Origin of the sequence: Brevibacterium sp. 239c, assembly GCF_900169365.1 — a bacterium.
Classification (GTDB): Bacteria; Actinomycetota; Actinomycetes; order Actinomycetales; family Brevibacteriaceae; genus Brevibacterium.
Genome location: NZ_FXZH01000006.1, coordinates 214,002 through 237,591, shown reverse-complemented (window position 1 = coordinate 237,591; position 23,590 = coordinate 214,002). Strand labels below are relative to the sequence as shown.

Genomic DNA, 23,590 nt, shown 5'->3' with positions numbered 1-23,590 from the left:
CAAGGGTGTCGAGTCGGCAGAATGTCGTGAGGTCAGGCGTCGAGAAAGTAGGCTTGTCCACGTCGAGGTCTTTCGGATGGGCAGTGTGAGAACTTCCATCATCGGAAGACCTCGACGTCTATCCGGGTAGCGACTCGCCTTGTTTGAAATTCATCGGCCTACACTCTCGTTTACGAAGAGCCGTATTAGATGTGGGTCAGCGAATTGAAGCCTATCGCAGAAGAAGCCAACTGCCGACTGATTACGGATTTGGGCGAGGGTGTTTCTTATGGGTCGCACTTTCGGTAATTGCGAGCACTGCAGGTTGCGTCCAAAGGAAAAATAGGGCTTGACAGTCCTAGTACCGCGGAGTACTAATTGAAAGATGGATACCGAAAGAATCATGTGGCTGAACCAGCCGACGCGTCATCGCATGCTCGAGGCCGCTGAGCAGTGGTTCGCAGATGTCGGCTACGAACTCTCCCGAGTCGATGACATAGCTTCGACAGCACAGGTGAGCAAGTCACACCTCTACTACCACTTTCCGAGCAAATTGGCTCTAATGTCTGCCCTGGTGGAGTTGCGTCAGGCCGAACTGTTGGCGAGCAAAGACGAAATTCTCAATAGCCTGACAGGGCAGAGCTTAGGCGGCGATCTTGGTGAACTGACCGAAGTGCTGAGGCAGCTCTTCACAAAGACACTGCAGCCGCGACGTCGATTCATCCGGATTGTGTTGATCGAAACGTTAAAGAACTCCGAGGAAGTCGAACCAATCATCGCTTCGTTCAATCGGATGCTTCAGGACACCGTCGACCGTTTCGGGAAACTCGGTATTCCCCTCGAGCCAGCCCGCGCCAAAACGCTTCTATTCCACTTCGCGCTCATCCCTGCTCTATTCGCAGTCGCACTTGATTCGTCGAGAATTGGGCTCGATGTCGAGATCGCAGACCTGATCGGCGAGGTAGCGATCGCCGAGCAGAACTTGATCCAAATGCTCTTAAGGAGAACGTCATGACACAGAAGAAGCGCAATGAAGATATTGGCAATCGTGGTGGCGGCCGCAGCGTATTGTTTCGGAATGGTACAATGGATTTTCTTGCGGGATGGCTCTTGGGGTATTCGCAACAAGGTGGTTTGTCGCCTGGTGCGTTGCTGCATTGCTACAGTCTGATTCGTGACGGGGATCCTCGTTCCTGGGTTTCTGTATTCGCCCAAGCAGGAGAGGAGGCAGCTGACCGCGCCGAGCAGGCGGGAGCTGCGGCCCGAAACCGGGAGGTCGCTCGGGAGTGGTCTGCAGCACAGATCGCTTTTCGGGCTGCATTGGAGATGTGTGACCCTCGAACGTCCGAGGCTGCAGATCTCACCGGGCGAATGAGACACGCATTCGAAGCTTACTTGGCCGCGAGCGGTGTGCCACTAATCGGGTGGGACGTCGAATTCCGTGACTCCTACTTTCCTGCCTATGTCACACCCAGTGTCCAGCGGGCCGAGCAGCTGTTAGTGATCGTCGGTGGTGGCGATACCTATGTCGAAGACCTGTGGTTCTTCGGGGGCAAGGCCGCTATCGAGCGAGGCTGGCCAGTATTGCTGGCTGACTATCCCGGACAGGGGGACACCCCCTCTCGTGGTCTGCACTTCGGTGAGCAGACGATTGACGGGATGCGACAAGTGGTCGACGACATCCGTGAGCAAGGATTCCACGGCGAGCTGGTCATGCTGGGCTGGAGCGGAGGGGGAATCTTCGCCACGAGGTTCGCCGCCACGGCGCGATCGACAGATCGCGTCAGCGCCTTGGTGGCCTCGACTCCGATATACGATCCAGGCACGTTCTTTCGGCGCACACTGCCAGATGTGGTGCAAGGAGGGCCAGATTCCGTGTTGGTCCGGGCTGCTCTGGGAATTGCGCGTCGCAATCGGGTTCTTCGCACATCGTTGGATCGCTACGACTGGCAATTCGGCGCGGGAGGCATAAGTACTATCGCCGATCGGTTCGATGAACTGAAAGTCGACCTGTCGACATGGCGTCTGCCAGTGCTGGCTCTGGTCGGATTGGGTGAGGATTCTGAGAGTCTGCGGCAGGCCCAAGGTGTCATCAAGCAAGCTCAAGTTCATCATCCCTCGTCGGAGTTAGTGACGTTTGATCCATGGACTGGGGCCCAGGCGCACTGCCAGGTCGGGAACCTTCCGTTGGCACTGGCCCAGGTCTTTGACTGGCTCGAAGCGCCTGTCCTAGCTCAGGAGCGAGCAGCAAGCTGAAGAAGCGTGGCGCATGAATCAATTGAATGATTTGTAAATGTGTGGGGTGCGCGGCGTGTTCCATTGTTGCTAATCGCCGAGGGGGCGGCCCGTTGCATTCATTGTCAAGTAGCCGTTGGGGTTTTTGCTCCACTTCTCTGAGCGATCAGCTGCTTGACATCCAAATACGTCGGCATGTATTTTAGAGCTCAACTATTGAGCGCTAAGATAAAATCAGCCATTTCATTCGTTCCTCCTGACTGAGGGGCATCAGGAATCACAGAAAAATGGAGAATCATGAATATTGCACTTTGGGTGGTCGCCGGTGTCATTGCAGTCGGATTCATTGCCGGCGGCATCGTGAAGTTGACCATGTTGCACGAGAAGTACGCCGCCAAATTGCACTGGCCGCAGGACTTCACCCCCAGCAATGTGAAATTTATGGGGATCATTGAAGTCGTCGGCGGACTCGGACTGGTTCTGCCGGCGCTGCTCGGAATCGCGCCTGTCCTCGTGCCTGTTGCGGCTTCCGGGATGGCTCTCTATATGGCCGGGGCCGTGACCGAGCGAATCCGAAGGGCTGAGTATGCGGAACTCCTCGGAGATTTACTCTTCCTCGGCGGAATGCTCTTTGTAGCATGGGGGCGGTTCGCGATCAGCCCATTCGGCTGACATTGCGCGACTGGCGAACAAGTGCGCCTTGAGCCGAGAGCCGCCATATCTGCCGGGCTACTCGGTGGATCAAGGCTTAGGGGTCGCTGGTTCGCCGCGTACTCCTCTTCGTCAGGCTCGCCGGACGCACACCATCTGGTAGTACTGGCCCGTGTCGGCTTAGTATCCTGGCGTTCCTTAAGATCGAGTGCCATCAGCCTGTAGTTTTTAACCTCTCAGGTCGCATTCTCAGCCAGCTGGATGGGTGCGTTGCGCCTATTCGGAGTGCCTGGCGGTTGTCCCGGGTCGGGTCTCGGGAGTTGTGGCGGGCTGGCGAGACTGGCCAGCGTCCGATGGACGCGGCAATAGCCCGAACAAGCCCGCCCCGGGGTCAGCGGGTGGGCGGGGGTGACTTTTGCCAGGGCAGCCTGCAGTCCCCGGCTAGGGACCTCGCTAATCGGAGTTGGGTGCAAGCGATGACGAACAGCAGGGTCCACCGGTCGGCGGCTTTGAGGTCGCGTAGCCTGGCGTGGTCCAGCCGAGGTGTTGTTTGATGAACCGTAAAGTGTGCTCAATGTCGAAGCACCTGCAGTACATCGACCACCAATGCTCGACCCCTGCCACGGTGCCGGAAAGGGAATGGTAGTCCACAGCCACACGGTTTTGGGCTTCCGGACACCAGCCCGGCGGTCCACGGTCAGTTGGATGAGAGTGCCTTCGATGACCGGGGGGACGATCGAGGTCGGCCCACTGGCCCTGGGATTCGAGTTTCGGGTGCATCCGCGCCCACGCGCGCGTTTGAGCCGGCCGTATCTGTTCGTGTCGTTGTCGATAGTCGGGCTCGTATCGGTTTGCGTGTCGGGCTCTGTCAGAGCAAGACGGGCCCCGTCCCCCGGGCATAGACATGACTAAATGATCTGTCGGGAATCGTTCTTACCGCTGGGTGCAACCAATTCGACACATCCTCAGCCAGCGCGATCCCGTCCTTGCCATCGGGTCTTTGAATCGCTGGAATCGTGGTGCTTGCCAATGCCTTACAGAGGTCATCTTCGGCGATGGATTCGGCACTGAGTGCGTCGTAGACGACGCCATGACCGCGTTCTTGTCCGGTTTCTAACGACAGGTGGGCAATATCAGAGACGCACCGCTCGAGCGCAGAGTGCAACAGTGGTACACGCTCGTGCGAAACGTGTCGAGGGCCAGGTGGGCGCAGTGTCGCTGCAGTCCTGTGGGTGTGTTGTCGAAGACACGCCGCGAACGCGGCTGATCACCCACGCCGAAGGTTAATCAACAAGCTCAGCTTCACTGTCCTGCTACGACAGGACGGTGAAGAAAGTCTCTCATCCCGGTTCGAGTTGGCAAGGCCTCGGCGCACTTGGATTGAGGCTCAGTGAGGCATGGGGCCCGTTCCGCACGGCCGTCGGCGACCCCAAGAAGGGTGTGAGCCCTGTGTAGTCTCTCCGGAGTGCGCCCAGCACCGGCGAGGTGCTCGGCGGCCACGCAGAATATCCGTTGCAGAAATACGAGGTCACCGATGCCGACCGACCGATAACGATCTCGCCGCAGTAGAGTTCAAGATAGGAACAGGCCCGGGAGGACGATGGCGCCTGCGATGATGAGGATGAGCGCAACGCTGAATGCGAGCCTGAGCATCTGGGAGCGGAGAGCCTTCGAATCTTTAGTTCGCTGAGGCAACTCCAGCCACGTCAGTCCTGCTCGGTATACTGCGAAGACAAAACTCGCGATTCCGACCATCCAGATGTAGATAAACCAGTACGTCCATCCTTCGTAGTCGACGATGAGCCGGACGAACATGAGCATGCCGAGCGAGTACAGGAGCTCGGTGAGAACCCCGATTCGGGTGCTCACGACCGCCGGCAATCGGACCAAACCGGCAGGGTCAGCGTCCAATGAAAATGGCGTTGACGGGCTCATATCGACCGTGTTTGATGCTGCAGGGGCGGTGGACGCAGTCGTCGTGCTGTTGGATGCTGCTGGAATGGCGCGCAACGCAGCGTAGCCTGCCCAGAGAGTCACGCCGGCGCCGATGATCTGCTGCAGAATCATAGTCGTACTCCGACCTCTGAAGCCGTTGGTTCCGCTGGCTGTTCGTCTAGCTCGGAAATGAGATCGACGGCCGAGTCGACATCATTGGCCGAATCGGCGAGAACAATAATCCCCTGTTGCGACGGGGCGTTGAATCCGAGGAACGATCTGTATCCTGCAGTGCCTCCGTTGTGCCACGTGACAGTGGGAGACCGGTCGCTTGTGGTGAACCACGCCCACCCGATCCGGTCATTGTCGTCGTAGTCCGCGCGATGTTCCGTCGCCTCGGCGCCAGGGGCAGTTCCACTCATCGACTCTCGCAGCCAGATGCTGAGGTCATGGACGGTTGATCGGATGGCTCCCGAGGCGGCCGCGCCGCCCAGAGTCCACGGGGCGGCAGGAAGTCCGGAAGCGCTGTATCCGTGGTCCAGTCCGTCGCTCGAATTTGGCACGTAGGTGTCCTCCATGCCAAGCGGTTCGGTGATTCTTTCGCGAACAAGCTGCCTGTAGCTCTTTCCGGTGGCCTCAGCCAGGGCCTGGCCGAGGACTGAGAAGCCGAAGTTCGAGTACTCCGGTTCCTTGTTACCCACCTTGACAGAATGCAGTGAATCGACGAGATCGGTGGCACTGCCCCCATACGGGTTGCCGCGGAGGTAGATCGACAGAAACTGGGAGGTACCTTCGAGGAGATTCGGTGCCGGTTCGTGCGCGGGCAGACCCGAACGCTGCATCGCGATTGAGGCCAGCGTCACCTCGGCGACATCCCCGTCGAGGTCGGGCCAGACATCGCCGAGGCGGATGTCCTTGTCGATTTCTCCACGATTGATCGCGTCGGCGAAGAGCGCGGCGGTGAAGGTCTTCGTGATCGACCCAATCTCGAACTCGGTGTTTTCGTCCGCACCGACCCCTCCCCAGGTAACGTCATCGCCGTCGATCTTTGCAGCTGAGACGTGGTGCCAGTGCTTGCTGCCGAGGACGTTCTCGACCTCGCTCACAAGAGTCGCGTCGCCGGTGGGTTCGCCCTGGAATCCGCGCGGAAGCGGTGTGATGAGCAGGAGCAGCGCAGCTGCGACCACCGCGGCGATGATGGCGATGATCCTTCTCCGAGGTGGGGCACTCCTTGAGTGCGAGGGAGAAGCGCTCGTGTGCAGGGCGTCGGTGCCGATGTCCATGATTCCGTCCTAGTGCAGTATCAGAGTCTGTGTCAGTGCGTGCCGATGAGGATGAGTGTGAGCAGAGGGATGATCTTCTGGCCTGGAACCCGCCAGTGGCCGCGCCGAGAATTCTCGAGCCAGCCGGCTCCGGCGAGGGCATGGATGTGGTGGTAGATCTGACCGGTCGTTCCGAATCGGTCGTCGTCGCCGAGCCGAGCCACTGTGGTCGTGCCTTCGTAGATCGCCTGCAGGAGCTCAAGTCGGACGGGATGTCCCAGGGCGGCCAGCGCCGGAGCCGCCTCGGCGAAGTTGAGGTCGTTGATCGCTGCCGATGGCAGGCCCATCTGCCAGGACACCGGTGCCTCGGCGCCCGGGGGAATGGTGTGCCCGGTGTAGACGACACCGCCCTCGTGTCCAGCATGATCGAGGAGGCCGTTGAGGGCCCAGAAAGTGTCGTCATCGGCATGGGTGCCGGAATCGTCAGTCGTCGGAGAGGCGGGGTCGACAGCGGCGCCCTCCAGGCTCGCGACCTTGCGCTCGAGCTCCGCCAGACGGGCATCGACTGTGCTTCCGGATTCATTCTGCGATGAGGTGTTCATGCCTTGACAATACACATAATACGTAATTACGTAAAGACGTGAGAAATCGACCGGGTGCCCGGTACCAGACAGACTCAGGCGAGAGACCTAAACTGGTGGTGTGATGAGTACCGACGAACCGCGCACCGAGCCCACGCAACCGCATCCCGAGGCACTGCCCCAGGCCACCTTCGAGTCGAAAGCACTCGGCGCTCCGATGGTCGTCCGCGGCATCCTCGGTGTCGCCTTCGGCATCGCGACGGTGTTCTGGCCACGCGAAGCCGCCAGCCCCAAGCATCTGTCGATGGGTGTCGATATCGTCGACATTCTGTCCATCAGCTATCTGGTCCTGTTCGCACTCGCGCTTGTCTACCAGGGACTGCGTTCGCCGCTGAATGTGCGCACGGCGGTCTTTGGCCAGGCGATCATCACAATTCCCGCGATCGTGTTCCTGTTCCTCGCGGACCAGCCTGCGGAACTGCGCGCGGCCATCAGCATCTGGGCACTGCTCCACGGCCTTATCGAGCTGTGGAATTACCGACAGCTCAAGTCCCACCCGATGCCCTCGGACTTCCTCATCGCGGCGGGCTGTCATTTGCTGCTTGGGGTGATCCTCATCTTCGGCGACGACTTCGGTGCGCTGTGGATCCTTGGCTTCACCGGCGTGGCTACGCTCATCGCCGGAGTCATCTTCATCATCGGTGGCTACTCACGTATCAGCAAGGCCAAGCAGATCGCGGCCGGCACAGTACCATACGTCGATGGAAGCTCCGGGGCCGGTTCCGACGCTGATCATCCAGACGTCCCCGACGAATCTGACGCTCTCGGCGCATCTGAGAGTCCTGACGACAAGAATTGACCCCGGCCCTCCAGCCGGCACAGCCTGCGTCACCCGAAGCCCCCAGCCGAACTCGAGAAGACCGAGGTGAGATGAGTACCGTCGAGCATGACTACGAGAGTCTGTCCCCACTGACTCCGATCGCCGCCTCCGTCAGCTCCTCAGGACTCCTGGGTGACTTGGCTGAGGCCAGCCGCAAACTCTCCCCGGATCTCTTCCGGCGTCTCTTCGAAGTCTCACGCTCGCCCTCACTCCTCATCGCCACAGACTACGACGGCACCATTGCGCCGATCGTCGACCTCCCCGGTCAGGCCTTTCCACTGGATTCCTCGGTGGACTCACTGCGGGCTCTCGCTCTGCTTCCCTCCACCTCGGCGGGGGTGATCTCCGGTCGCAGCCTCCGCGACCTCGCAGCGATGTCACGGCTGCCACGGGAGGTCCACCTCTTCGGATCCCACGGGGGAGAGACCGACACGGTCGCCATCGACACCCTCGACCCGGGGCAGCGCACAGCTCTCGACGGCCTACGTCGAGACCTCTTCCAGACGTTGCCGACGTCGATCATCGAGCACAAGACCACCGGGGCCGCTGTTCACCTGCGCGGACTCGATGAGGCCGAGCGCAAGAGGGTCGAAGCCGCGGTGAGCGAACTCGTCGAGACTCACGCGATCTTCCCGACTCGGGGCAAGCAGGTCATCGACCTCTCGGTCGTCCCCTCCTCGAAGGCCGCGGCTCTGCAGCGCCTGCGGGAGCAGACCGGGGCAGAAGTCGTCGTCTTCATCGGCGATGACACCGCCGATGAGTTTGCCCTCGAAACATTGGGCGAGGCCGACCTCGGGCTGAAGGTCGGCCGCGAACCCGCAGATACACACGCGGACTACCGCATCAGTACTCCTGCCGAGGTCTCCGTCGTCCTCGCCGCCATCTACGAGCTGCGCAAATCCTGGCTATTCGGCAGGCGCGCGACCCCGATCCACAGGCACAGTCTGTTGGGCAACGGACAATCCACGGCACTGGTCGACCCATTCGGCAGCATCTGCTGGATGCCGCACCCACTGCCGCACTCCTCGTCGATGTTCTCCGAAATCCTCGGCGCCGAAGCCGCCGGATTCTTCGCCGTCGACACCGAAGCCGGAACCGCCCCGCTGACACAGCGCTACATCACCCACTCGACGCTGTTGGAAACCCGGTGGCCGGGCCTCAACTGCATCGACTACCTCGCTCCTGTCGACGCCAACAGCGACGACACCATCGTCGTGCGGGTGCTCACCGGCGACACTGCTGCCCGTATCCGCTTCGCCCCACGTCTGGACTACGCCACCGTGCCGACGCTGATGGTGCGCACCCATGACGGTGTACAGGTCCTAGGCACCTCCGAACCCATCTCACTGATCGCACCCGGCGTCGACTTCGAGATCAGTGAGACCGGACAGTCCCATACTGCCGAGGCGGTCGTCGTGCCCTCAGAGCAGCCCGGGGGAGTCGTCGTGCTTGTGCTGGCCTGCGGCACCGGAACCGGCGATGCCCGCTACATGGCCACAGGTGGTGAGCACCATGTGCGCGAGCGCGCCCTGAACTTCTGGACCAACTGGGTCGACACCCTCAACATCCCCAGCCACCATCGTGAGGAGGTCATCCGCTCGGCGGTGACTCTGCGCGCCCTGTGCCACGAACCGACGGGAGGGGTGCTCGCCGCACCGACGACCTCCCTGCCTGAGGGCATCGGCGGCGTGCGCAACTGGGACTACCGCTACACCTGGCTGCGCGACGGATCGATGACCGTGCGCGCGCTTCTCTCGCTGGGGTCCACCGGCGAAGCCGAAGGCTTCCTGTCCTGGCTGACGGGAATCCTGGCGCGCACAGTCTCTCCCGAACAACTCCACCCCCTTTACGCCGTCGACGGCTCGGCGCTGACCACCGAGGCGGTGCTGGCCCACCTGCCCGGATATGCGGGATCTCGCCCGGTGCGGGTTGGAAACGCGGCCGAACACCAGGTCCAGCTCGACGTCTTCGGTCCGGTCACCGAGCTCCTCAACGAACTCAGCGAGCACCTCGGCGATCTTCCGGACTCATATTGGAGGTTGACCTGCCAAATGGTCGAAGCGGTCAGCAAGCGGTGGTTCGAAGCCGACCATGGCATCTGGGAGGCCAGGCGGCCACCGAAGCACAACGTCTACACGCGTGTGATGTGCTGGGTCACGGTTGACCGGGCGCTGCAGATCGCCGAGCGCGTCGATCGTGAACTTCCCGGTGCCTGGCGGCAGCTGCGTGAGGAGATCGCCCACGATGTGCTTGAGAACGGGTACAACCAAGAGGTCGGGGCCTTCACGGTTGCCTACGGAGAGACCGACCTCGACTCGGCGTGCTTGTTCGTGGGACTCTCCGGTCTGCTGCCGGCCGACGACCCGCGCTTCGTCTCGACCGTGGATGCGATCGAACGCGAGCTGCGAGTCGGGCCGACGGTCTTCCGCTACACCTACGACGATGGGCTGCCCGGCCTGGAGGGCGGGTTCCACATCTGCACGACCTGGCTCATCGAAGCCTTCATCAAGGTCGGGCGCATCGACGACGCCTGGGACCTTTTCCGGCAGTTGGACAATCTGCTCGGGCCCACCGGCCTGCTGGCCGAGGAATATGATCCGGTCGCGGAGATGCACCTGGGCAACCACCCGCAGGCCTACTCGCACCTGGGCTACATCCGCGTCGCACAGATGCTCGACGAGTTCCGTCCGAGCTGAGCACAGCACACAGCATTCTGCACACGGCACACGGCAACGAGAAACGGGTCGAGTGTCAAAAGACGAGGCGCGCGTGCGTTTCTCGACACGCAACCCGTGGCCCGGAGAAAGTGGCACAGCCTCACTCAACGAGGAGGGTGACCACCTCGGCGATGCAGGCCGGGCGGTCTTCGCCTTCGATCTCGATGACGTGCTTGAGGATGACCTGGGTGCCCTTGTCTCCGGGGATGACCTCGTTGACGCTGACCGTGCCGCGCAGGCGAGAGCCCACCGGCACCGGCTGGGCGAAGCGGACCTTGTTCAGCCCGTAGTTGACGCGGATGGACACGCCTTCGATGGTGAAGATCTCGCTCGAGAACTTCGGGATCAAGGACAGGGTGAAGAAGCCGTGGACGATCGTCGAGCCGTAGGGGCCGTCTGCGGCGCGCTGCTCGTCGATGTGTATCCACTGGTGATCGTCGGTGACATCGGCGAAGGTGTTGATCGCCTCCTGGTCGATCGTCGTCCACTCGGACGATCCCAACTCGGTGCCGACGAGCGAAGTGATCTCATCGATTCCATTGAGTGTGCGCATTCTGGTTCTCCTTTGATCCGTGACTGTTGTACGTGCCGTGTCAGGCGTGTTCTTAGCGGACATTCGATTGAGAGAATGCCGGTACTTGGCACCTTACTTGTTCGCATCGGACTTGGCATCGGTGTGTCCGGGATTCGGTTAGGTTGGAGGCATGGCCACTCCGTCACGATTCCTCGACGAACCTTTGACTCAGCCGCTCTCACCCAGGTGGGTCGACCGACCGGCAGGGTACCGGGATTTCGAAGCGGCCTTCTTCATCGGTCATGGTCGTGCCACCTTCGACCGCTGCGCGGAAGAACTCTTGCACTGGCAAGTGAAGATCCGCAGCGGGTTCGACATCGATGTCGAGAGTCCGAAAAGCGGCCCGCAGACGCAAGGCGACGGCCGGGACAATGGCTGGGACAACGGCGGGGACAACGGCGGGGACGCTTCGCGGACAGGTTCTGGCCGCCCGCGGGTCGAAGTCGGACAGGAACCCACGATCTTCGTGCGGCTCGGACCGTTCCGTCTGCCCGAACCGGCCCGCGTCATCGAGGTCTTCGAGTCGGAGGCACATCGCGGATTCACCTATGGGACGAAGCCCGGGCACCCGATCACCGGTGAGGAGTCATTCATCCTCATTCACACCCCCGATGACCGAGTCTTCCTCGTGCTGCGCTCGCTCTCACGAGCAGGACTGGGGATCTGGCGCCTCGGCGAACCCCTCGTCCGTCTCGCCCAGATCGTCTACCGCAGGCGCTACGCCCGCGCCCTGCGCAGCTGACCGTCCTAGGCGGATTCCAGGTACTGCTTGAGTGCCTCGTTTTGGGCTTCAGGATCTGGGAAGACCGCTTCGGTGCGGGCACCGCCTGTGATTGGATCGTTGCTGAAGTTCAGGCGTATGCCGAGCAGGCGGGCCTGTCCCTGTGCGATCACGAGGCCCAGGCCCATGCCGCCGCCACCGGCGGAGACGAAGCGGGTCGGGCCGGTGTTGACGATGTCGGGCGGGTAGCCGGAGCCGGAATCGGTGATGGTGATGCTGAGGGTGCTCGTCTCCAGGCGGATCGGGTCCGCGCCGTGCTTGATCGCGTTGACCAGCAGGTTGGAGATAATGCGTTCGAAGCGGCGGACATCGGTGACCAGCGTCGAGTTCAGGGCCGCCAGATGAGTGTCGATGGTGTGACCGGACAAGGCGCCGGAAGCGGTCATCGTACCCAGCAGCGAGCGGATCGCTTGGTCGATGTTGACACGGGTGAACTCGGGGTTCGCGCGGCCCGCATCGAGGCGTGAGACTTCGAGGAGGTCTTCGACGAGGACCTGCATGCGCTGCACCCGATCCTTGACGAGCTCGGCGGGACGCGAATCTTCCTCGAGCAGGTTGGCGGCGTTGACGAGGCCGGTCAACGGGGTCCGCATCTCGTGCGCCAGGTCCGCGGTGAAACGCTGTTCGGAATCGATGCGTTCGGTCAGTCGTGTCACGGCTGTGTCGACCGCCGAGGCGAAGGCCGCGACCTCTTGGTCCGTATCGTCGACGACGTCGGCGATCCTGATGCTGGTGTCTCCGGCCGCGATCTTCCGTGCGGCTTGAGCCCCCAGGGTCAGCCTGCGTGAGATGCGACCGGCCACGATGGAGCCGACACCGCCGACGACCAGAGCGGAGCCGATCATTCCCACCAGCAGAGCCTGGTCGATGCGGCCGATGAGTTCCTGACTGTCCTTGGTCGAGGCACGCACCGAGATCACCTCGGTGTAGGAGCCGACCTCGATCGGGGCAGCGGCCCATACGATCTCTTCACCGTCGACCTCGGAGCGCATCGTCACGCTCTGGCCCTTGAGCGCCTGGGCGCGTGCATCCTTGGGCAGTGCGGGGTCGTCGATGCGGGCGTTGAGGGTGAGCACTCCGGTCTCGGAGAAGATGGCGACTGAGTTCGCGAGCTGCTCGGTCACGGTCGAACGCATCCGGTCATCCTCAGCCCGCGCCGCGGACTGACGCAGCACGATGGAGCAGGAGAGCACAGCGATGATGACCGAGGCAACGATGAGAAGGGAGATCTTCCAGCGCAGTGACATGCGATCAGCCCGCGAAGCGGTATCCGAATCCGCGGACGGTTTCGATCATGTTGGCGCCGATCTTCTTCCGCAGGCGCTGAATGTGGACGTCGACGACACGGGAGTCGCCGGCCCACTCGTAGCCCCAGACCGTGAAGGCGATCTTCTCTCGCGAGTAGACGTGTTCGGGCTGCTCGGTCAGAAGCAGAAGGACGCGCAGCTCCGTGGGGGTGAGGTGGACTTCCTCGCCGTCGATCTCCACGGTCAGGCGACCGGTGTCGAGGACCAGCGAGCCCAAGCGTGTTCGGAACGGGCCCAGCTCATCATCGGAGCCGGCGCTGCCGTTGCGGTTCTCGCCCGCACCCGGGTAGCCGCCCTGGCCGGAACTCGCCTGCATGGCCGGTGAACCGTCCGGGCGAGGCGGAACGGTGACGTCGTCGCCGATCATCTGCTCGTCTGAACCGTCGCGCATGTCCGCCGAGGTGAATTTTCCGCCCGCACCCAGGTACGTGTCGTCGGACTCGAGTTGGGCCTTGAGGCGTTCACGGGTGTCCATGCCGGGGCTGGCCCCAAGTACCTCAGGGATGCCGTCTCCGGTGATCATGCCGCCGGGGCCGATCACGGTTTCGTGCTCCTCGTCCAGCTCGGCGGACGGGGAGTAGCCGAGCTTGTCGGTGCCGGTGGTGATGAAGCGGCGGACGACGGCGCGGATGCGAGCGTTGAGCACCTGCATGTCGAAGGGCTTGGTGAGGTAGTCGTCGGCTCCGGCCTCGAGCGCCTGGACGATGTCGATCGCATCCGAGCGGGCGGAGATGATGATGATGGGGATGGTGGAGCGCTCACGCACGGCTCTGCAGATCGAAGCGCCGTTCATGGTGGGCAGCATGAGGTCGAGAAGCAGAACGTCGGCACCGTGTGCAGCGACGAACTCGTACCCCTCACGACCGTCGGCGAATGCCGACACCGTGTAATCGAACCGTTCCAGGCCGATCTGGGTTGTCTCCCGGATGACCTCGTCATCCTCAACCAGAACAATATGCATTACGTTTCTCCATTAAGCCGCGTGAAGCGTTGACCCGGTTCAAACCTACCTTCATGCAGGCGGAATACCTGCACTGACCACCCCGAAGGGCAGCAGGCCTCGTCGCCGTCGGCATACATCGCCTCCTGCACCACCAGTGTCCCATTCTTACCTGGGCTGAGTTTGAGCTGGTTGCCAGTGGCGATCAATTCAAGGCGTGGTCTGCTGTCCTTCTCACTGATGACAGCCCCCGCCACGATCTCGCTCTTCTGCTTCGGGTTGGCCACGGTGACGAGCTGAAACTTCTTGTCGCCGCTGAGGAAAGGTGTCGCGAATTTGAGGCATTCTTTGCAGTCGGCGACGACCTTCGCCGATTCCGTTGCCTTCCCGGTCACCGCGATCCCCGAGGAGTCCACAATGGTCTTGCGGATCTCCTTGAGCGAGAACGGTTTGTTGGGCGGACCGGAGTCCGAATTCGCGGGTTCGAACTGAGTGGGAGATGTCTCACCTTCAGGTTCCACCCGCAAGCCCTTGTCCGGACCGCAAGCGCTCAAGCCCGCCAGCGTGATCGTTGCAAGGGCGGTTGCGATCACTGTTCGCAGAACTGTGCGCGGGCGCGACTTCTGACCAGGGACGACCTGGTTCGAGCTGAGCGCGCGCGACACCTCGTCAGAGGGGCGCCGAATGGGGATGTGCACATAGACATTTTTGCGTGTTCTGACCGGGTAGTCCACCCGCGCTCCGATTCCGTCGAGCCGGGAACGGTGGTTTCCACGCTTCGCCTCTGAGTTGCACGGCCACCTCGGTGCGCCGATTCTCAGGTGAGGTCGGTACGCTGGGGGCATGGCAGCATCGAAGTCTGAGAAGAAGTCCACCAGCACCGTGTCGTACAAGGACGCGCTCAAAGTGGGGCTCGTCTGCGGTATCGCCGTTCTGATCCTGTCGATCATCGTCACCCGCGCCTGGCAGGACGGGACCGCGTTCGGGTTCGCCTTCGTCTATGCAGGTGTCGCATTCGTCGTGGTCACCGTGTTCGCCAGCATTCTCAATTGGGTGCTGCGCAATGACACTCAGAACGATGATCAGACCTACCCGATCCTCAAGTGATCCCAGCGACGCTGTCCTGATTCCTTCGGTACCCGCCTGAATTCGGCGGTCTTCATCCGGGTCTAGGGCGATGGCCCTGTCGGCCCGGTTCCACCTCGGTGAAGTAGGCTTTTTCCATGGAGACATGGAACACAGAACTCACGCCGCTGTCCTTTCTGCGCCGCTCCGCGGACGTCTTTCCCGGCACACGCGCCGTGGTCTACAACGACCAGGAGATGACCTACGCCGAGTTCGCCGCAGCGGTGGAGACCCGGGCGCATGCTCTGCGTGCCGCCGGCGTCGGGCCCGGCGACCGAGTCGCCTACCTCATGCCCAACCTCCCCGAAGCGCTCATGGCCCAATTCGCCGTGCCCTTGGCCGGAGCTGTCCTCGTGCCGATCAACACCAGGCTGGCCCCCGAAGAGGTCCGCTACATCTGCAACCACAGCCAGGCGAAGCTGCTGGTCGTGGACACGCAGCTGTGGCCTAGCGTCGCCCCTGTCATCGATGGCTTCGACACCGTTGAGACCATCATCGACGTCGAGGACACGACGATCGCCACCTCCGCCGAGGCGGTCCGTCCGGAACCCGCAGCACCGACCGTGACCAGCCTGGACGAGTTCCTGGCCGGCGCCGAGGCTGACACCGAGGAGTTCACCTGGCGCGTCGAGGACGAGCGGGCGACGCTGTCCATCAACTACACCTCCGGCACGACAGGACGCCCCAAAGGTGTGATGTATTCACACCGCGGCGCCTACCTCAATGCGCTCGGCGAGATCATCCATTCGGGCCACGATAAGAAGAGCGTGTATCTGTGGACGCTGCCCATGTTCCACTGCAACGGCTGGTGCACCGGCTGGGCGCTGACTGCCGCAGGCGGCACACAGGTGTGCCTGCGCGAGGTGCGCGGAGACGTGATCTGGGATCTTATCGTTCGTCACACGGTCACTCACCTCAACGGTGCCCCGACGGTGATGAGCACGGTGATCAACGCCGAACAGGCACATTCCCTCGATCAGGCAGTGACCGCGACGATGGCAGGTGCCGCGCCGAGCCCGACCCTGATCTGGCAGATGGAGGCGCTGAACTTCGAGATCGTGCACGTGTACGGGCTCACCGAGTCCTACGGTCCCTACACGGTGTGCGAATGGCAGGATTCCTGGGATTCACTCGATGACAAGTCCCGAGCCCGGCTTCGGGCGCGGCAGGGTGTGGGCATGGTCCAAGCCGATCAGACCCGCATCGTCGCCCTCGACTCGGGAGACGAGCTTGTCGACGTTGCAGCCGACGGGCAGACGATCGGAGAGATCGTGATGCGCGGAAATAACGTGATGAAGGGGTATTTCCGGGACCCCGAGGCGACTGAAAAGGCGTTCCAGGGCGGCTGGTACCACACCGGTGACCTCGGCGTGATGCACGAGGACGGCTACATCGAACTGCGAGATCGCTCGAAGGACATCATCGTCTCCGGCGGGGAGAATATCTCGACAGTCGAGATCGAACAGGCGATCTCCTCGCACCCGGCGGTCCTCGAAGTCGCCGTCATCGGAGTCCCCGACGACAAATGGGGCGAGCGGCCGAAGGCATTCGTCATCGTCCGTGAGGGGCAGCCGGTCACCGAGACCGAGATCGTTGACCACGTGCGCACGCAGATCGCGAAGTACAAGGCGCCGCGGGAGGTCGAGATCGTCGAGGCCCTGCCCAAGACCTCGACAGGCAAGATCCAGAAGTTCGAACTGCGCAATCAGGAATGGGGCGACAGGGAGTCGCGAATCCAGGGCTGACACGCACTTGGCCCACAGCGGTTGCAACCGCTGTGGGCCAAGTGCGTTCTGTGGGTGCGCCGGTCTAGCGGAACCGCAGCAGTCGGAGACTGTTGAGGACGACGAACACCGAGGAGAACGCCATTGCGGCCCCGGCGATCATCGGGCTGAGCAGGCCGAACGCTGCGATCGGCACGGCCGCCGTGTTGTAGGCGAAGGCCCAGAACAGGTTGCCCTTGATCAGCCCCAGAGCCTTCCGGGACAGGCGGATGGCCTGCGGGATCTGCCGCGGATCCGAGCGCACCATGGTGATGTCGGAGGCTGCCATCGCCGCATCTGTACCCGAACCCATCGCAATGCCCAGATCGGCACCGGCCAAAGCCGCAGCATCATTGATGCCGTCACCGACCATGGCCACCGCCAGTCCCTGAGCCTGCAGCTCATTGACCACAGCGATCTTGCCCTCGGGCCGGACATCGGCGCGGACCTCGGCGATTTCGAGCTTGCCCGCGACCACCCCGGCGGCTTGGGCATTGTCCCCGGTGAGGAGGACGGTGCTGATGCCGAGCGTATGCAGCTCGTCGATCGCCTCGGCGGCTCCGGTCTTGATCTCGTCGGCGACGAAGGTCAGGCCACGGAACTGTGAGTCGATCGCCAGGGCGACGATCGTGGCTCCGGTGGGCACCGAATCCGCGGGGAACGAGACGTCGATCCCGTGCTCCCGGAGCAGATCCGGACGACCGGCGAGCACCTCGTCGCCGTCGATCGTCGCCCGCAGACCACCACCGGGAATGTTGTCGAAGTCTTCGACGCCGGAGCGATCGATGGTGGCGATGCTGCTGCCTGCAGCCTCGGCACCCGCGTTCATCCTCGCGGCCCGGGCCTCGACGATCGCGCGGGCCACGGGATGCTCGCTCTGTGACTCCAAGCGAGCCAGAACCTCGAAGTCCGCATCGCTCAGCTGCGTGTCCAGGAGGGTCATGATTCCCGTGGTCAGGGTGCCCGTCTTGTCGAGGACGACCGTGTCGATCGAACGCGTCGACTCGAGCGCCTCGGGCCCGGAGACGAGGATGCCCAGCTGGGAACCGCGCCCGGACGAGACGGCCAGGGCGGTCGGCGTGGCCAGGCCGAGGGCACAGGGGCAGGCGATGATGAGCACGGTGAGCGCGGCGTGTAGGCCCATCGACCAGTCGCCGGTGATCAGCCCCCAGGCGAGGAGCGTCAGGAGGGCGATGCCGAAGACGATCGGCACGAACACGGCAGAGATCCGGTCGGCCAGTCGCTGCACGGCCGGTTTGCCCGTCTGCGCGCGGCTGACCAGGTCGGCCATGGCCGCCAAGGTCGTATCGGACCCGACCCGTGCGGCCCGGACCTCGAGCACACCGGAGGCGTTGATCGTGGCACCGGTGACGCTGTCGCCGACTCCGACCTCGACGGGAACGGATTCGCCGGTGAGCATCGCTTCGTCGATCGCGGAGTGACCGGAGATCACCTCGCCGTCGGTGGCGATCTTCTCACCCGGACGCACGATGAAGACATCCCCGACGGTGAGTTCGTCGATCGGGACCTGGACCTCTGTCTGGGCGCCCTCGGCCGAGTCGCGCAGCACGTTCGCGGACCGTGCGCCCAGGCCCAGCAGCTCCTTGAGTGCGGCCGTGGCGCGGTTCTTCGCACGTTCCTCGGTGAGCTTGCCGATGAGCAGGAACACGGTGATCGCGGCCGCAGCCTCGAACCACACATGGTAGGACTCGGGGATCTGCCAGCCGTAGCCCGCGGCGACGGCCCGACCCAGGGTGATGTACGAGTAGAGGCTGGCGACGATGATTCCGACGCTGACCAGGGTGTCCATGGTCGTGGACCTGCCCCGTGCAGCCTTGGATGCCGCCGCGTGGAAGGGCCACGCACCCCAGGTCACCACCGGCAGGGCGAGGATCGCGACGATCCACTGCCAGCCGGTGAAGTGCCAGCTCATGACCATGGAGACGGCCACGATCGGCGCCGCCAGAATCAAGGATCCGATGAACCGGGGCCGCAGATGCCTGGGGTCGTAGTCGACGATCTCGGGTCCACTCGCCGAAGCGGTCTTCACGGTGGCACCGTAACCGGCCCTTTCGACGGCGGTCATCAGGTCATCGTCACTCAGTTCTGAGTCGACGACCACGTGGGCTGTGTTCAGCGGGAGGTTGACCTCGGCGCTGACTCCGTCGAGGCGGGCGAGTTTCTTCTCGATGCGCGCCGAGCATGATGCGCAGGTCATTCCCGTGATGTCGAGATCAACCTCGCGTGACATCACTTCACCTCATAGCCGGCTTCGTCGACGGCCGCACCGATCGCAGCGTCGTCGAGTTCCCTTTCGGAGGTGATGGTCACGGGGGAGTCTCCGCCGGCATTGAGCTCGACGTTGACCTCGGTGACTCCGGGCAGTGCTCCGAGCTCTTCCTCCACGGAGCTCACGCAGTGGCCGCAGGTCATTCCGTTGACGATGATGGTGGTGGTAGTCACGATGTGTCTCCTGTCTTCGCGTGTCATCACCTGCAGGTGTGCCGGTGATGCTGCACTCAGCTCTTGATGAGCCGGGCAATAGCGGCTGAAGCCTCTTCGATCTTCTTGCGGGCGGCGTCGTCATCTCCAGAGGAGGCGGCGTCGACCACGCAGTGAGCGATGTGCTCTTCTAAGAGGTTGATGGAGACCGCGTGCAGCGCGGCCGTTGCTGCGGAGACTTGGGTCAGGATGTCGATGCAGTACTTGTCGTCATCGATCATCCTTCCGATCCCACGGACCTGACCTTCGATCCGCTTCATCCGCTTCGCAAGGGCGTCCTTCTGCGGGGTGTATCCATGTTGCTCAGTCATGACGATACTGTATACCCCCTTAGGGTATAGGTCAAGTGGTGAGTGCTGCTCCTGTGAGTGTGCGATTGGTCTCACCGTGGGCATCCCGTGTTACCAAGCTCTTACAATCGAATCATGCGCGTTGCCAGACTATTCCGATTCCCGGTCAAAGGATTCCCGGCCGAGGAGATCTCCGAAGCGGATGTGCGCACCGGCCGCGGCATCCTCGGTGACCGCGTCGCAGCGTTCACCAACGGCAGCCTCGACGTTCCCGACGACAGCTGGCACCGGTACTCAGCGTTCACAGTTCTGAAGAACGACACCGATCTGCAGAAGTGGCAGGTGGCCATCGACCTCGCCGAGGCGGCTGCTGAGTCCGCGACGGTGACACTGACGTCACCGACGAACGAGTCCACGAGGTTCCGCACGGGTGACCGGGACTCAAGGGCCACCTCGGCGGAATTCCTCTCTGCACGCATACCCCCTCAGGGTGGCTTCCCGCGCGCACTGAGGGTCGCGAACCAGGGCATGTTCGACTCGCAGGCTTCCGGCGTCTCGATCATCAACCCGGCCACGGTCACGGCAATCTCCCACACCGCCGACGGACAGGCTGCCCTGGGGCCTGATGAAACCGAACTGGACCCGTTGCGCTTCCGCGGCAATGTGCTCCTCGACGGACTCGCCCCCTTCGAGGAGTTCGCACTCATCGGCAAGATCGTGCGTCTCGGCGGGGTGCGCTTGGCCATCACCCAGGCGATCGAACGCTGCCCGGCGACCACCGTCAACCCGGCCACCACCGCCGTCGATGTCAATGTCCCCCGGGTTATGGCCTCGGCATGCGGGCATCTGCACTGCGGAGTCTACGGAAGAATCCTCGAATCAGGCCTGGTCAGCACCGGTGATCAGATCGAGATCGAGGGTGACGCTCCACGTGAACTCGTCAAGACCGCACGCACCCCGCGCTTCATGACCGTGCTGGGCAGCCAGCAGATCTGCAATGACATCGTCGAGGTCTCCCTGCGCGATGACCAGGGCTGGATCCGCGAATTCGACGAACCCGGCACCAACCTTCGCGTTCACCTCGAACTCGGCGAGCCGTTCTGGCGAACCTATACGATCACGGACGTCTCCGACGACGTCGTGTCGATCGCGGTGCGCACCCAGGGCAAGGGCTCTCGCGCGGTCGCCGAACTCTCCGCCGGGCAATCCATCCTGGCCTCCGGGCCGCACGGAACGATGACCGCGAGCCGCGTCTTCGGGGGCACGACCGCGCTGGTCACAGCGGGCATCGGCATCACACCGAGCCTCGGACTGATGCGCGGGGCCGAGCTGTCGGGCACCGAGAAGATCAAACTCTTCCACGTCGACCGCGACCACCGGACGGCCTGCCTCTGGGACCGCCTGCAGAAGCGTGCCCAATCACGGCAGATCCCGGTCGAGGCCCACCACCGCGACACCGCAAGCCACGGCAGGCCAGGCCACGCCGAGCTCGTCGACTGGCTGGCAGGATGCGACAACGTCATGGTCTGCGGGCCGGTCGACTTCACCCGAGCGGTGCTCGAGGCCAGCGTCGAGGCCGGAGTTCCGGCCGTGCACCAGGAGATCTTCGCGTCTCCGAACACCGGCATGAGCGAGGCCATCGCCGCATGCCCGCCCGCCGAGGTGACCCTGGAGAATTCGGGCACGAGCTTCGTCTGGGAACCGCAGCAGGGAACTCTGCTCGAGGCCTTGGAGGCCCGTGGGCTGCAGGCCGATAACTCCTGCCGAGGCGGCTCCTGTGGGACCTGCGCCGTGTCCTTGGCTGCCGGGTCGGTCATCTATCCGGTCGAACCGGCCGCGCGGATCGCCGCCGACGAGGTGCTCGTGTGCTCCGCCGTCCCTGCCGGGCCCATCAGCCTCGGAATCTGACCGAACCGCGTCTGGGAATCTCGCGCCAGGCAGACCTGGGAACGGACACGGCGGGTGGCAGAATGGACCCATGCCCAAGGACCAGCGTGCCAAAAAGTCAGGAGGACTGACGAGACCGGTGGCACGTGTGAGCCGACGCATGAAGTTCGGTGTGGCCGGGCGCATCATGTTCGCGAACTCGATCATGCTCGTGGGCATCATGGTGCTGACCACGAGCCTCCTCTACATCCAGCTCTCCCAGCTGAACCAGAAGCGGGAACAGGATCTGCTGCGCTCCGCGGCGGACAACATGTCGATCTCGCTGAGCCTCGTCGGGACCGGTAAGACAAGTCCGGCCGACTTCATCGACGAGGAATCGCATGACAACGTCAAGAAGATGCTCGACAATGTCGTGAGCGAATATGACTTCGATGTGGCAGCCGTCGTCCCCATTGACTACCTGGTCACCCCGCCGTCGTTGGGTTCGTCGAATCGGCAGGATCGCAACGAAGAGAAGATCGTGTCCGCGAACTCGGGGGATGTGCCCGAAGACTCGATCGATCAGCTCTCGATGGCCGTCGACGGTTCGCGAGTCTCTGAGGGGCAGTCCATAGTCCGCTTCCTCGACGACGGCGGCCCCGGCGGGGGCACGATGTACGTCATCAGTCCGGTCTTCGCGAAACACCTCGGCGTCGATGATGTCGGTCCCAACACCGTCGTTGGGGCGGTCATCGTCGGCAACTCAGCGGACTCCGTGCGAGAAGGCTTCTTGGCGCAGAGCAACTGGCTCATCGGCATCGCCATCACCACGTTGGTCCTGGGTATCGCCGCCTCCTGGGCGACCTCCAGAGGCCTGCGCCGAGTCACCGGCGACTACGGCGCCACCGAACTGCGCAGCATGCTCGAGTTCTACTCCTCGGTGCTCAAGGCAGTTTCGGAGGGGCTTCTGCTTGTCGACCGGTCGACGGGCATCGTCCTCATCAATGCCGATGCGCGCGAACTCCTCGGCCTGCCCGCCGCAGGCGGAGGTTCCACGGGGGAAGGCACCGCGGGCGAAGGGCCAGCTGACGAAGGGTCAGCTGGCAGAGCCTCGGCGGACGAGCAGATCGCCGCCGATGACGATCCCGTCCGAGCGACCTCACCGGTCGGCGGCATCGCACTGCACGACCTCGATCTGCCCGACGCCCTCATCGATCTGCTCTCGTCCGGCCGCTGGGCCCGCGACGAGATCCACTACACCGACGACCGGGTGCTCGTCGTCAACCAGCAGCCCACCGATGCCGCCAGCGACACCTGGGTCGTGACGATGCGCGACCACACCGAGCTCGCCGAACTCTCCGGTGAGCTCGTCTCCGTACGGTCATTCTCAGACTCCCTGCGCGCACAGACCCACGAATACGCCAACCGACTCCACATGGTCGTGTCCCTGCTGGAGACCGGGCATGTCGACGAGGCGATCGACTTCGCGGCTAAGGATCTCGATGACCTCAACCGGGTCACCGGCGACGGTCAGATGAGCTTCGACCACCCTGTGCTCTCTGCACTGCTGCTGTCGAAGATCGCCCAGGCCGCCGAGGCGGGCATCGACATGACGGTCGATACGGCGGGACTCTCGGGCCGCCTCGCCGGGGATGATCGTGACCTGGCGACCATCCTCGGTAACCTCATCGACAACGCCTTCGATGCCCTGAGCAGACGGGACGTGCTGCCGGAGAACAAGCGGGTGCATGTGGTCCTGAGCGGAGCGGGCGGTGCCGGCGGCTTCACTATCGAGGTCAGCGACGACGGCCCGGGCATCGACGAGGATTATGTCGACGCGATCTTCGAACGGGGATGGTCGACCAAGCACGACGGCGTCGAGATCGACAAGGGACTCGGCCGGCAGGAAACCGGCACCCGAGGGGTCGGGCTGTCTCTGGTCGTCCAGGCGATCCGTCGCCTCGGCGGGGCCGTCGACGTGCAGGGCCGCGGTGAGGACTGCGATGAATTCCAGGGCGCTGTGCTCACGGTGTGGCTGCCCGACAACCAATACGTCGACCCCGGTGCGCTCGGCCAGACTTCCGGGCGCGCCTCAGCAGGAACATCGTCATCGAACCAGCCATCTGGGAACCCACCCGCCGGGCCGATCCGGATCGTTGGCGACGACCGCGACTGACCCGGCTGCCCAGGCGGGCGACTGAT

The 23,590-nt window shown here is 63.1% G+C and carries 20 protein-coding genes; 10 read left to right on the top strand and 10 right to left on the bottom strand.

Features of this window, described 5'->3' with window-relative positions; translation table 11 throughout:
• Positions 1-412: 412 nt before the first annotated feature.
• From BSP239C_RS08170 to BSP239C_RS08160, 3 genes are all read left to right on the top strand, one after another.
• Positions 413-994: a TetR/AcrR family transcriptional regulator gene (locus tag BSP239C_RS08170; protein WP_180958950.1), complete on the top strand. Its 582-nt coding sequence runs from the start codon at positions 413-415 to the stop codon at positions 992-994.
• Complete coding sequence (locus tag BSP239C_RS08165) at positions 991-2,235, top strand: S9 family peptidase (protein WP_101571692.1); 1,245 nt, start codon at positions 991-993, stop codon at positions 2,233-2,235. The genes BSP239C_RS08170 and BSP239C_RS08165 overlap by 4 nt, the downstream gene beginning before the upstream one ends.
• 276 nt (positions 2,236-2,511) lie before the next feature.
• Positions 2,512-2,886 carry a DoxX family protein gene (locus BSP239C_RS08160; protein WP_101571690.1) on the top strand — a complete coding sequence of 125 codons (375 nt, stop codon included), beginning with the start codon at positions 2,512-2,514 and terminating at the stop codon, positions 2,884-2,886.
• A 1,551-nt stretch (positions 2,887-4,437) separates the two neighbouring features.
• On the opposite strand, the gene BSP239C_RS08150 is transcribed toward BSP239C_RS08160, so the two are convergent.
• From BSP239C_RS08150 to BSP239C_RS08140, 3 genes are read right to left on the bottom strand one after another with little or no spacing between them, the layout of a single operon-like run.
• Positions 4,438-4,932 carry a hypothetical protein gene (locus BSP239C_RS08150; protein ID WP_101571686.1) on the bottom strand — a complete coding sequence of 165 codons (495 nt, stop codon included), beginning with the start codon at positions 4,930-4,932 and terminating at the stop codon, positions 4,438-4,440.
• Positions 4,929-6,083: a serine hydrolase gene (locus BSP239C_RS08145; protein WP_101571684.1), complete on the bottom strand. Its 1,155-nt coding sequence runs from the start codon at positions 6,081-6,083 to the stop codon at positions 4,929-4,931. The genes BSP239C_RS08150 and BSP239C_RS08145 overlap by 4 nt, the downstream gene beginning before the upstream one ends.
• Positions 6,084-6,115: 32 nt before the next feature.
• On the bottom strand, positions 6,116-6,664 hold the full coding sequence (locus BSP239C_RS08140; RefSeq protein ID WP_257930130.1) for a helix-turn-helix domain-containing protein: 549 nt from the start codon (positions 6,662-6,664) through the stop codon (positions 6,116-6,118).
• A 103-nt stretch (positions 6,665-6,767) separates the two neighbouring features.
• Here BSP239C_RS08140 and BSP239C_RS08135 point away from each other — a divergent pair, with 103 nt between their 5' ends.
• Both BSP239C_RS08135 and otsB read left to right on the top strand, forming a co-directional pair.
• On the top strand, positions 6,768-7,502 hold the full coding sequence (locus BSP239C_RS08135; protein WP_101571682.1) for an HdeD family acid-resistance protein: 735 nt from the start codon (positions 6,768-6,770) through the stop codon (positions 7,500-7,502).
• A gap of 71 nt (positions 7,503-7,573) precedes the next feature.
• Entirely contained in the window at positions 7,574-10,219 is a 2,646-nt protein-coding gene (gene otsB / locus BSP239C_RS08130; RefSeq protein WP_101571680.1) for a trehalose-phosphatase, read from the top strand.
• 121 nt (positions 10,220-10,340) lie between these two features.
• On the opposite strand, the gene BSP239C_RS08125 is transcribed toward otsB, so the two are convergent.
• Positions 10,341-10,793: a MaoC family dehydratase gene (locus tag BSP239C_RS08125; protein ID WP_101571678.1), complete on the bottom strand. Its 453-nt coding sequence runs from the start codon at positions 10,791-10,793 to the stop codon at positions 10,341-10,343.
• Positions 10,794-10,944: 151 nt separating this feature from the next.
• On the opposite strand from BSP239C_RS08125, the gene BSP239C_RS08120 reads away from it, so the two are divergent.
• The gene (locus BSP239C_RS08120; protein WP_101571676.1) at positions 10,945-11,556 is read left to right on the top strand and encodes a DUF1990 family protein; all 612 of its coding nucleotides are present in this window, start codon (positions 10,945-10,947) and stop codon (positions 11,554-11,556) included.
• Between the two features lie 5 nt (positions 11,557-11,561).
• Here the strand turns inward: BSP239C_RS08120 and BSP239C_RS08115 are convergent, their stop codons facing one another.
• From BSP239C_RS08115 to BSP239C_RS08105, 3 genes are read right to left on the bottom strand one after another with little or no spacing between them, the layout of a single operon-like run.
• Positions 11,562-12,842 carry a HAMP domain-containing sensor histidine kinase gene (locus tag BSP239C_RS08115; protein ID WP_101571674.1) on the bottom strand — a complete coding sequence of 427 codons (1,281 nt, stop codon included), beginning with the start codon at positions 12,840-12,842 and terminating at the stop codon, positions 11,562-11,564.
• 4 nt (positions 12,843-12,846) lie between these two features.
• Positions 12,847-13,863 carry a response regulator transcription factor gene (locus BSP239C_RS21265; protein WP_101571672.1) on the bottom strand — a complete coding sequence of 339 codons (1,017 nt, stop codon included), beginning with the start codon at positions 13,861-13,863 and terminating at the stop codon, positions 12,847-12,849.
• Positions 13,863-14,540 (bottom strand): hypothetical protein, encoded by a 678-nt coding sequence (locus BSP239C_RS08105; protein ID WP_257930129.1) that lies wholly within the window; start codon positions 14,538-14,540, stop codon positions 13,863-13,865. The genes BSP239C_RS21265 and BSP239C_RS08105 overlap by 1 nt, the downstream gene beginning before the upstream one ends.
• A 145-nt stretch (positions 14,541-14,685) precedes the next feature.
• Between BSP239C_RS08105 and BSP239C_RS08100 the strand changes: the two genes are divergently transcribed.
• A complete protein-coding gene (locus tag BSP239C_RS08100) occupies positions 14,686-14,949 on the top strand; it encodes a hypothetical protein (protein ID WP_101571670.1) in 264 nt (87 codons plus the stop codon).
• A 116-nt stretch (positions 14,950-15,065) separates the two neighbouring features.
• Positions 15,066-16,712 (top strand): long-chain-fatty-acid--CoA ligase, encoded by a 1,647-nt coding sequence (locus BSP239C_RS08095; RefSeq protein WP_101571668.1) that lies wholly within the window; start codon positions 15,066-15,068, stop codon positions 16,710-16,712.
• A gap of 64 nt (positions 16,713-16,776) precedes the next feature.
• Here BSP239C_RS08095 and BSP239C_RS08090 read toward each other — a convergent pair whose 3' ends face one another.
• From BSP239C_RS08090 to BSP239C_RS08080, 3 genes are read right to left on the bottom strand one after another with little or no spacing between them, the layout of a single operon-like run.
• Positions 16,777-18,981: a cation-translocating P-type ATPase gene (locus BSP239C_RS08090; protein ID WP_101571666.1), complete on the bottom strand. Its 2,205-nt coding sequence runs from the start codon at positions 18,979-18,981 to the stop codon at positions 16,777-16,779.
• On the bottom strand, positions 18,981-19,193 hold the full coding sequence (locus BSP239C_RS08085; protein ID WP_257930128.1) for a heavy-metal-associated domain-containing protein: 213 nt from the start codon (positions 19,191-19,193) through the stop codon (positions 18,981-18,983). Before BSP239C_RS08085 ends, BSP239C_RS08090 begins: the two co-directional genes overlap by 1 nt.
• A gap of 56 nt (positions 19,194-19,249) precedes the next feature.
• On the bottom strand, positions 19,250-19,543 hold the full coding sequence (locus BSP239C_RS08080; RefSeq protein ID WP_101571664.1) for a metal-sensitive transcriptional regulator: 294 nt from the start codon (positions 19,541-19,543) through the stop codon (positions 19,250-19,252).
• Between the two features lie 114 nt (positions 19,544-19,657).
• Between BSP239C_RS08080 and BSP239C_RS08075 the strand changes: the two genes are divergently transcribed.
• On the top strand, positions 19,658-21,430 hold the full coding sequence (locus tag BSP239C_RS08075) for an MOSC domain-containing protein (RefSeq protein ID WP_101571662.1): 1,773 nt from the start codon (positions 19,658-19,660) through the stop codon (positions 21,428-21,430).
• Between the two features lie 70 nt (positions 21,431-21,500).
• On the top strand, positions 21,501-23,564 hold the full coding sequence (locus BSP239C_RS08070) for a sensor histidine kinase (RefSeq protein WP_101571660.1): 2,064 nt from the start codon (positions 21,501-21,503) through the stop codon (positions 23,562-23,564).
• Positions 23,565-23,590: the final 26 nt, after the last annotated feature.

Bases quoted from the DNA above. Each gene is read 5' to 3' on its own strand.
- BSP239C_RS08115 (WP_101571674.1), bottom strand. From the start codon at position 12,842: ATGTCACTGCGCTGGAAGATCTCCCTTCTCATCGTTGCCTCGGTCATC.
- BSP239C_RS08090 (WP_101571666.1), bottom strand. From the start codon at position 18,981: ATGTCACGCGAGGTTGATCTCGACATCACGGGAATGACCTGCGCATCA.
- BSP239C_RS08080 (WP_101571664.1), bottom strand. From the start codon at position 19,543: ATGACTGAGCAACATGGATACACCCCGCAGAAGGACGCCCTTGCGAAG.
- BSP239C_RS08125 (WP_101571678.1), bottom strand. From the start codon at position 10,793: ATGCGCACACTCAATGGAATCGATGAGATCACTTCGCTCGTCGGCACC.
- BSP239C_RS08140 (WP_257930130.1), bottom strand. From the start codon at position 6,664: ATGAACACCTCATCGCAGAATGAATCCGGAAGCACAGTCGATGCCCGT.
- BSP239C_RS08120 (WP_101571676.1), top strand. From the start codon at position 10,945: ATGGCCACTCCGTCACGATTCCTCGACGAACCTTTGACTCAGCCGCTC.
- BSP239C_RS21265 (WP_101571672.1), bottom strand. From the start codon at position 13,863: ATGCATATTGTTCTGGTTGAGGATGACGAGGTCATCCGGGAGACAACC.
- BSP239C_RS08170 (WP_180958950.1), top strand. From the start codon at position 413: ATGCTCGAGGCCGCTGAGCAGTGGTTCGCAGATGTCGGCTACGAACTC.
- BSP239C_RS08150 (WP_101571686.1), bottom strand. From the start codon at position 4,932: ATGATTCTGCAGCAGATCATCGGCGCCGGCGTGACTCTCTGGGCAGGC.
- BSP239C_RS08100 (WP_101571670.1), top strand. From the start codon at position 14,686: ATGGCAGCATCGAAGTCTGAGAAGAAGTCCACCAGCACCGTGTCGTAC.
- BSP239C_RS08165 (WP_101571692.1), top strand. From the start codon at position 991: ATGACACAGAAGAAGCGCAATGAAGATATTGGCAATCGTGGTGGCGGC.
- BSP239C_RS08135 (WP_101571682.1), top strand. From the start codon at position 6,768: ATGAGTACCGACGAACCGCGCACCGAGCCCACGCAACCGCATCCCGAG.
- BSP239C_RS08070 (WP_101571660.1), top strand. From the start codon at position 21,501: ATGCCCAAGGACCAGCGTGCCAAAAAGTCAGGAGGACTGACGAGACCG.
- BSP239C_RS08095 (WP_101571668.1), top strand. From the start codon at position 15,066: ATGGAGACATGGAACACAGAACTCACGCCGCTGTCCTTTCTGCGCCGC.
- BSP239C_RS08075 (WP_101571662.1), top strand. From the start codon at position 19,658: ATGCGCGTTGCCAGACTATTCCGATTCCCGGTCAAAGGATTCCCGGCC.
- otsB (WP_101571680.1), top strand. From the start codon at position 7,574: ATGAGTACCGTCGAGCATGACTACGAGAGTCTGTCCCCACTGACTCCG.
- BSP239C_RS08145 (WP_101571684.1), bottom strand. From the start codon at position 6,083: ATGGACATCGGCACCGACGCCCTGCACACGAGCGCTTCTCCCTCGCAC.
- BSP239C_RS08160 (WP_101571690.1), top strand. From the start codon at position 2,512: ATGAATATTGCACTTTGGGTGGTCGCCGGTGTCATTGCAGTCGGATTC.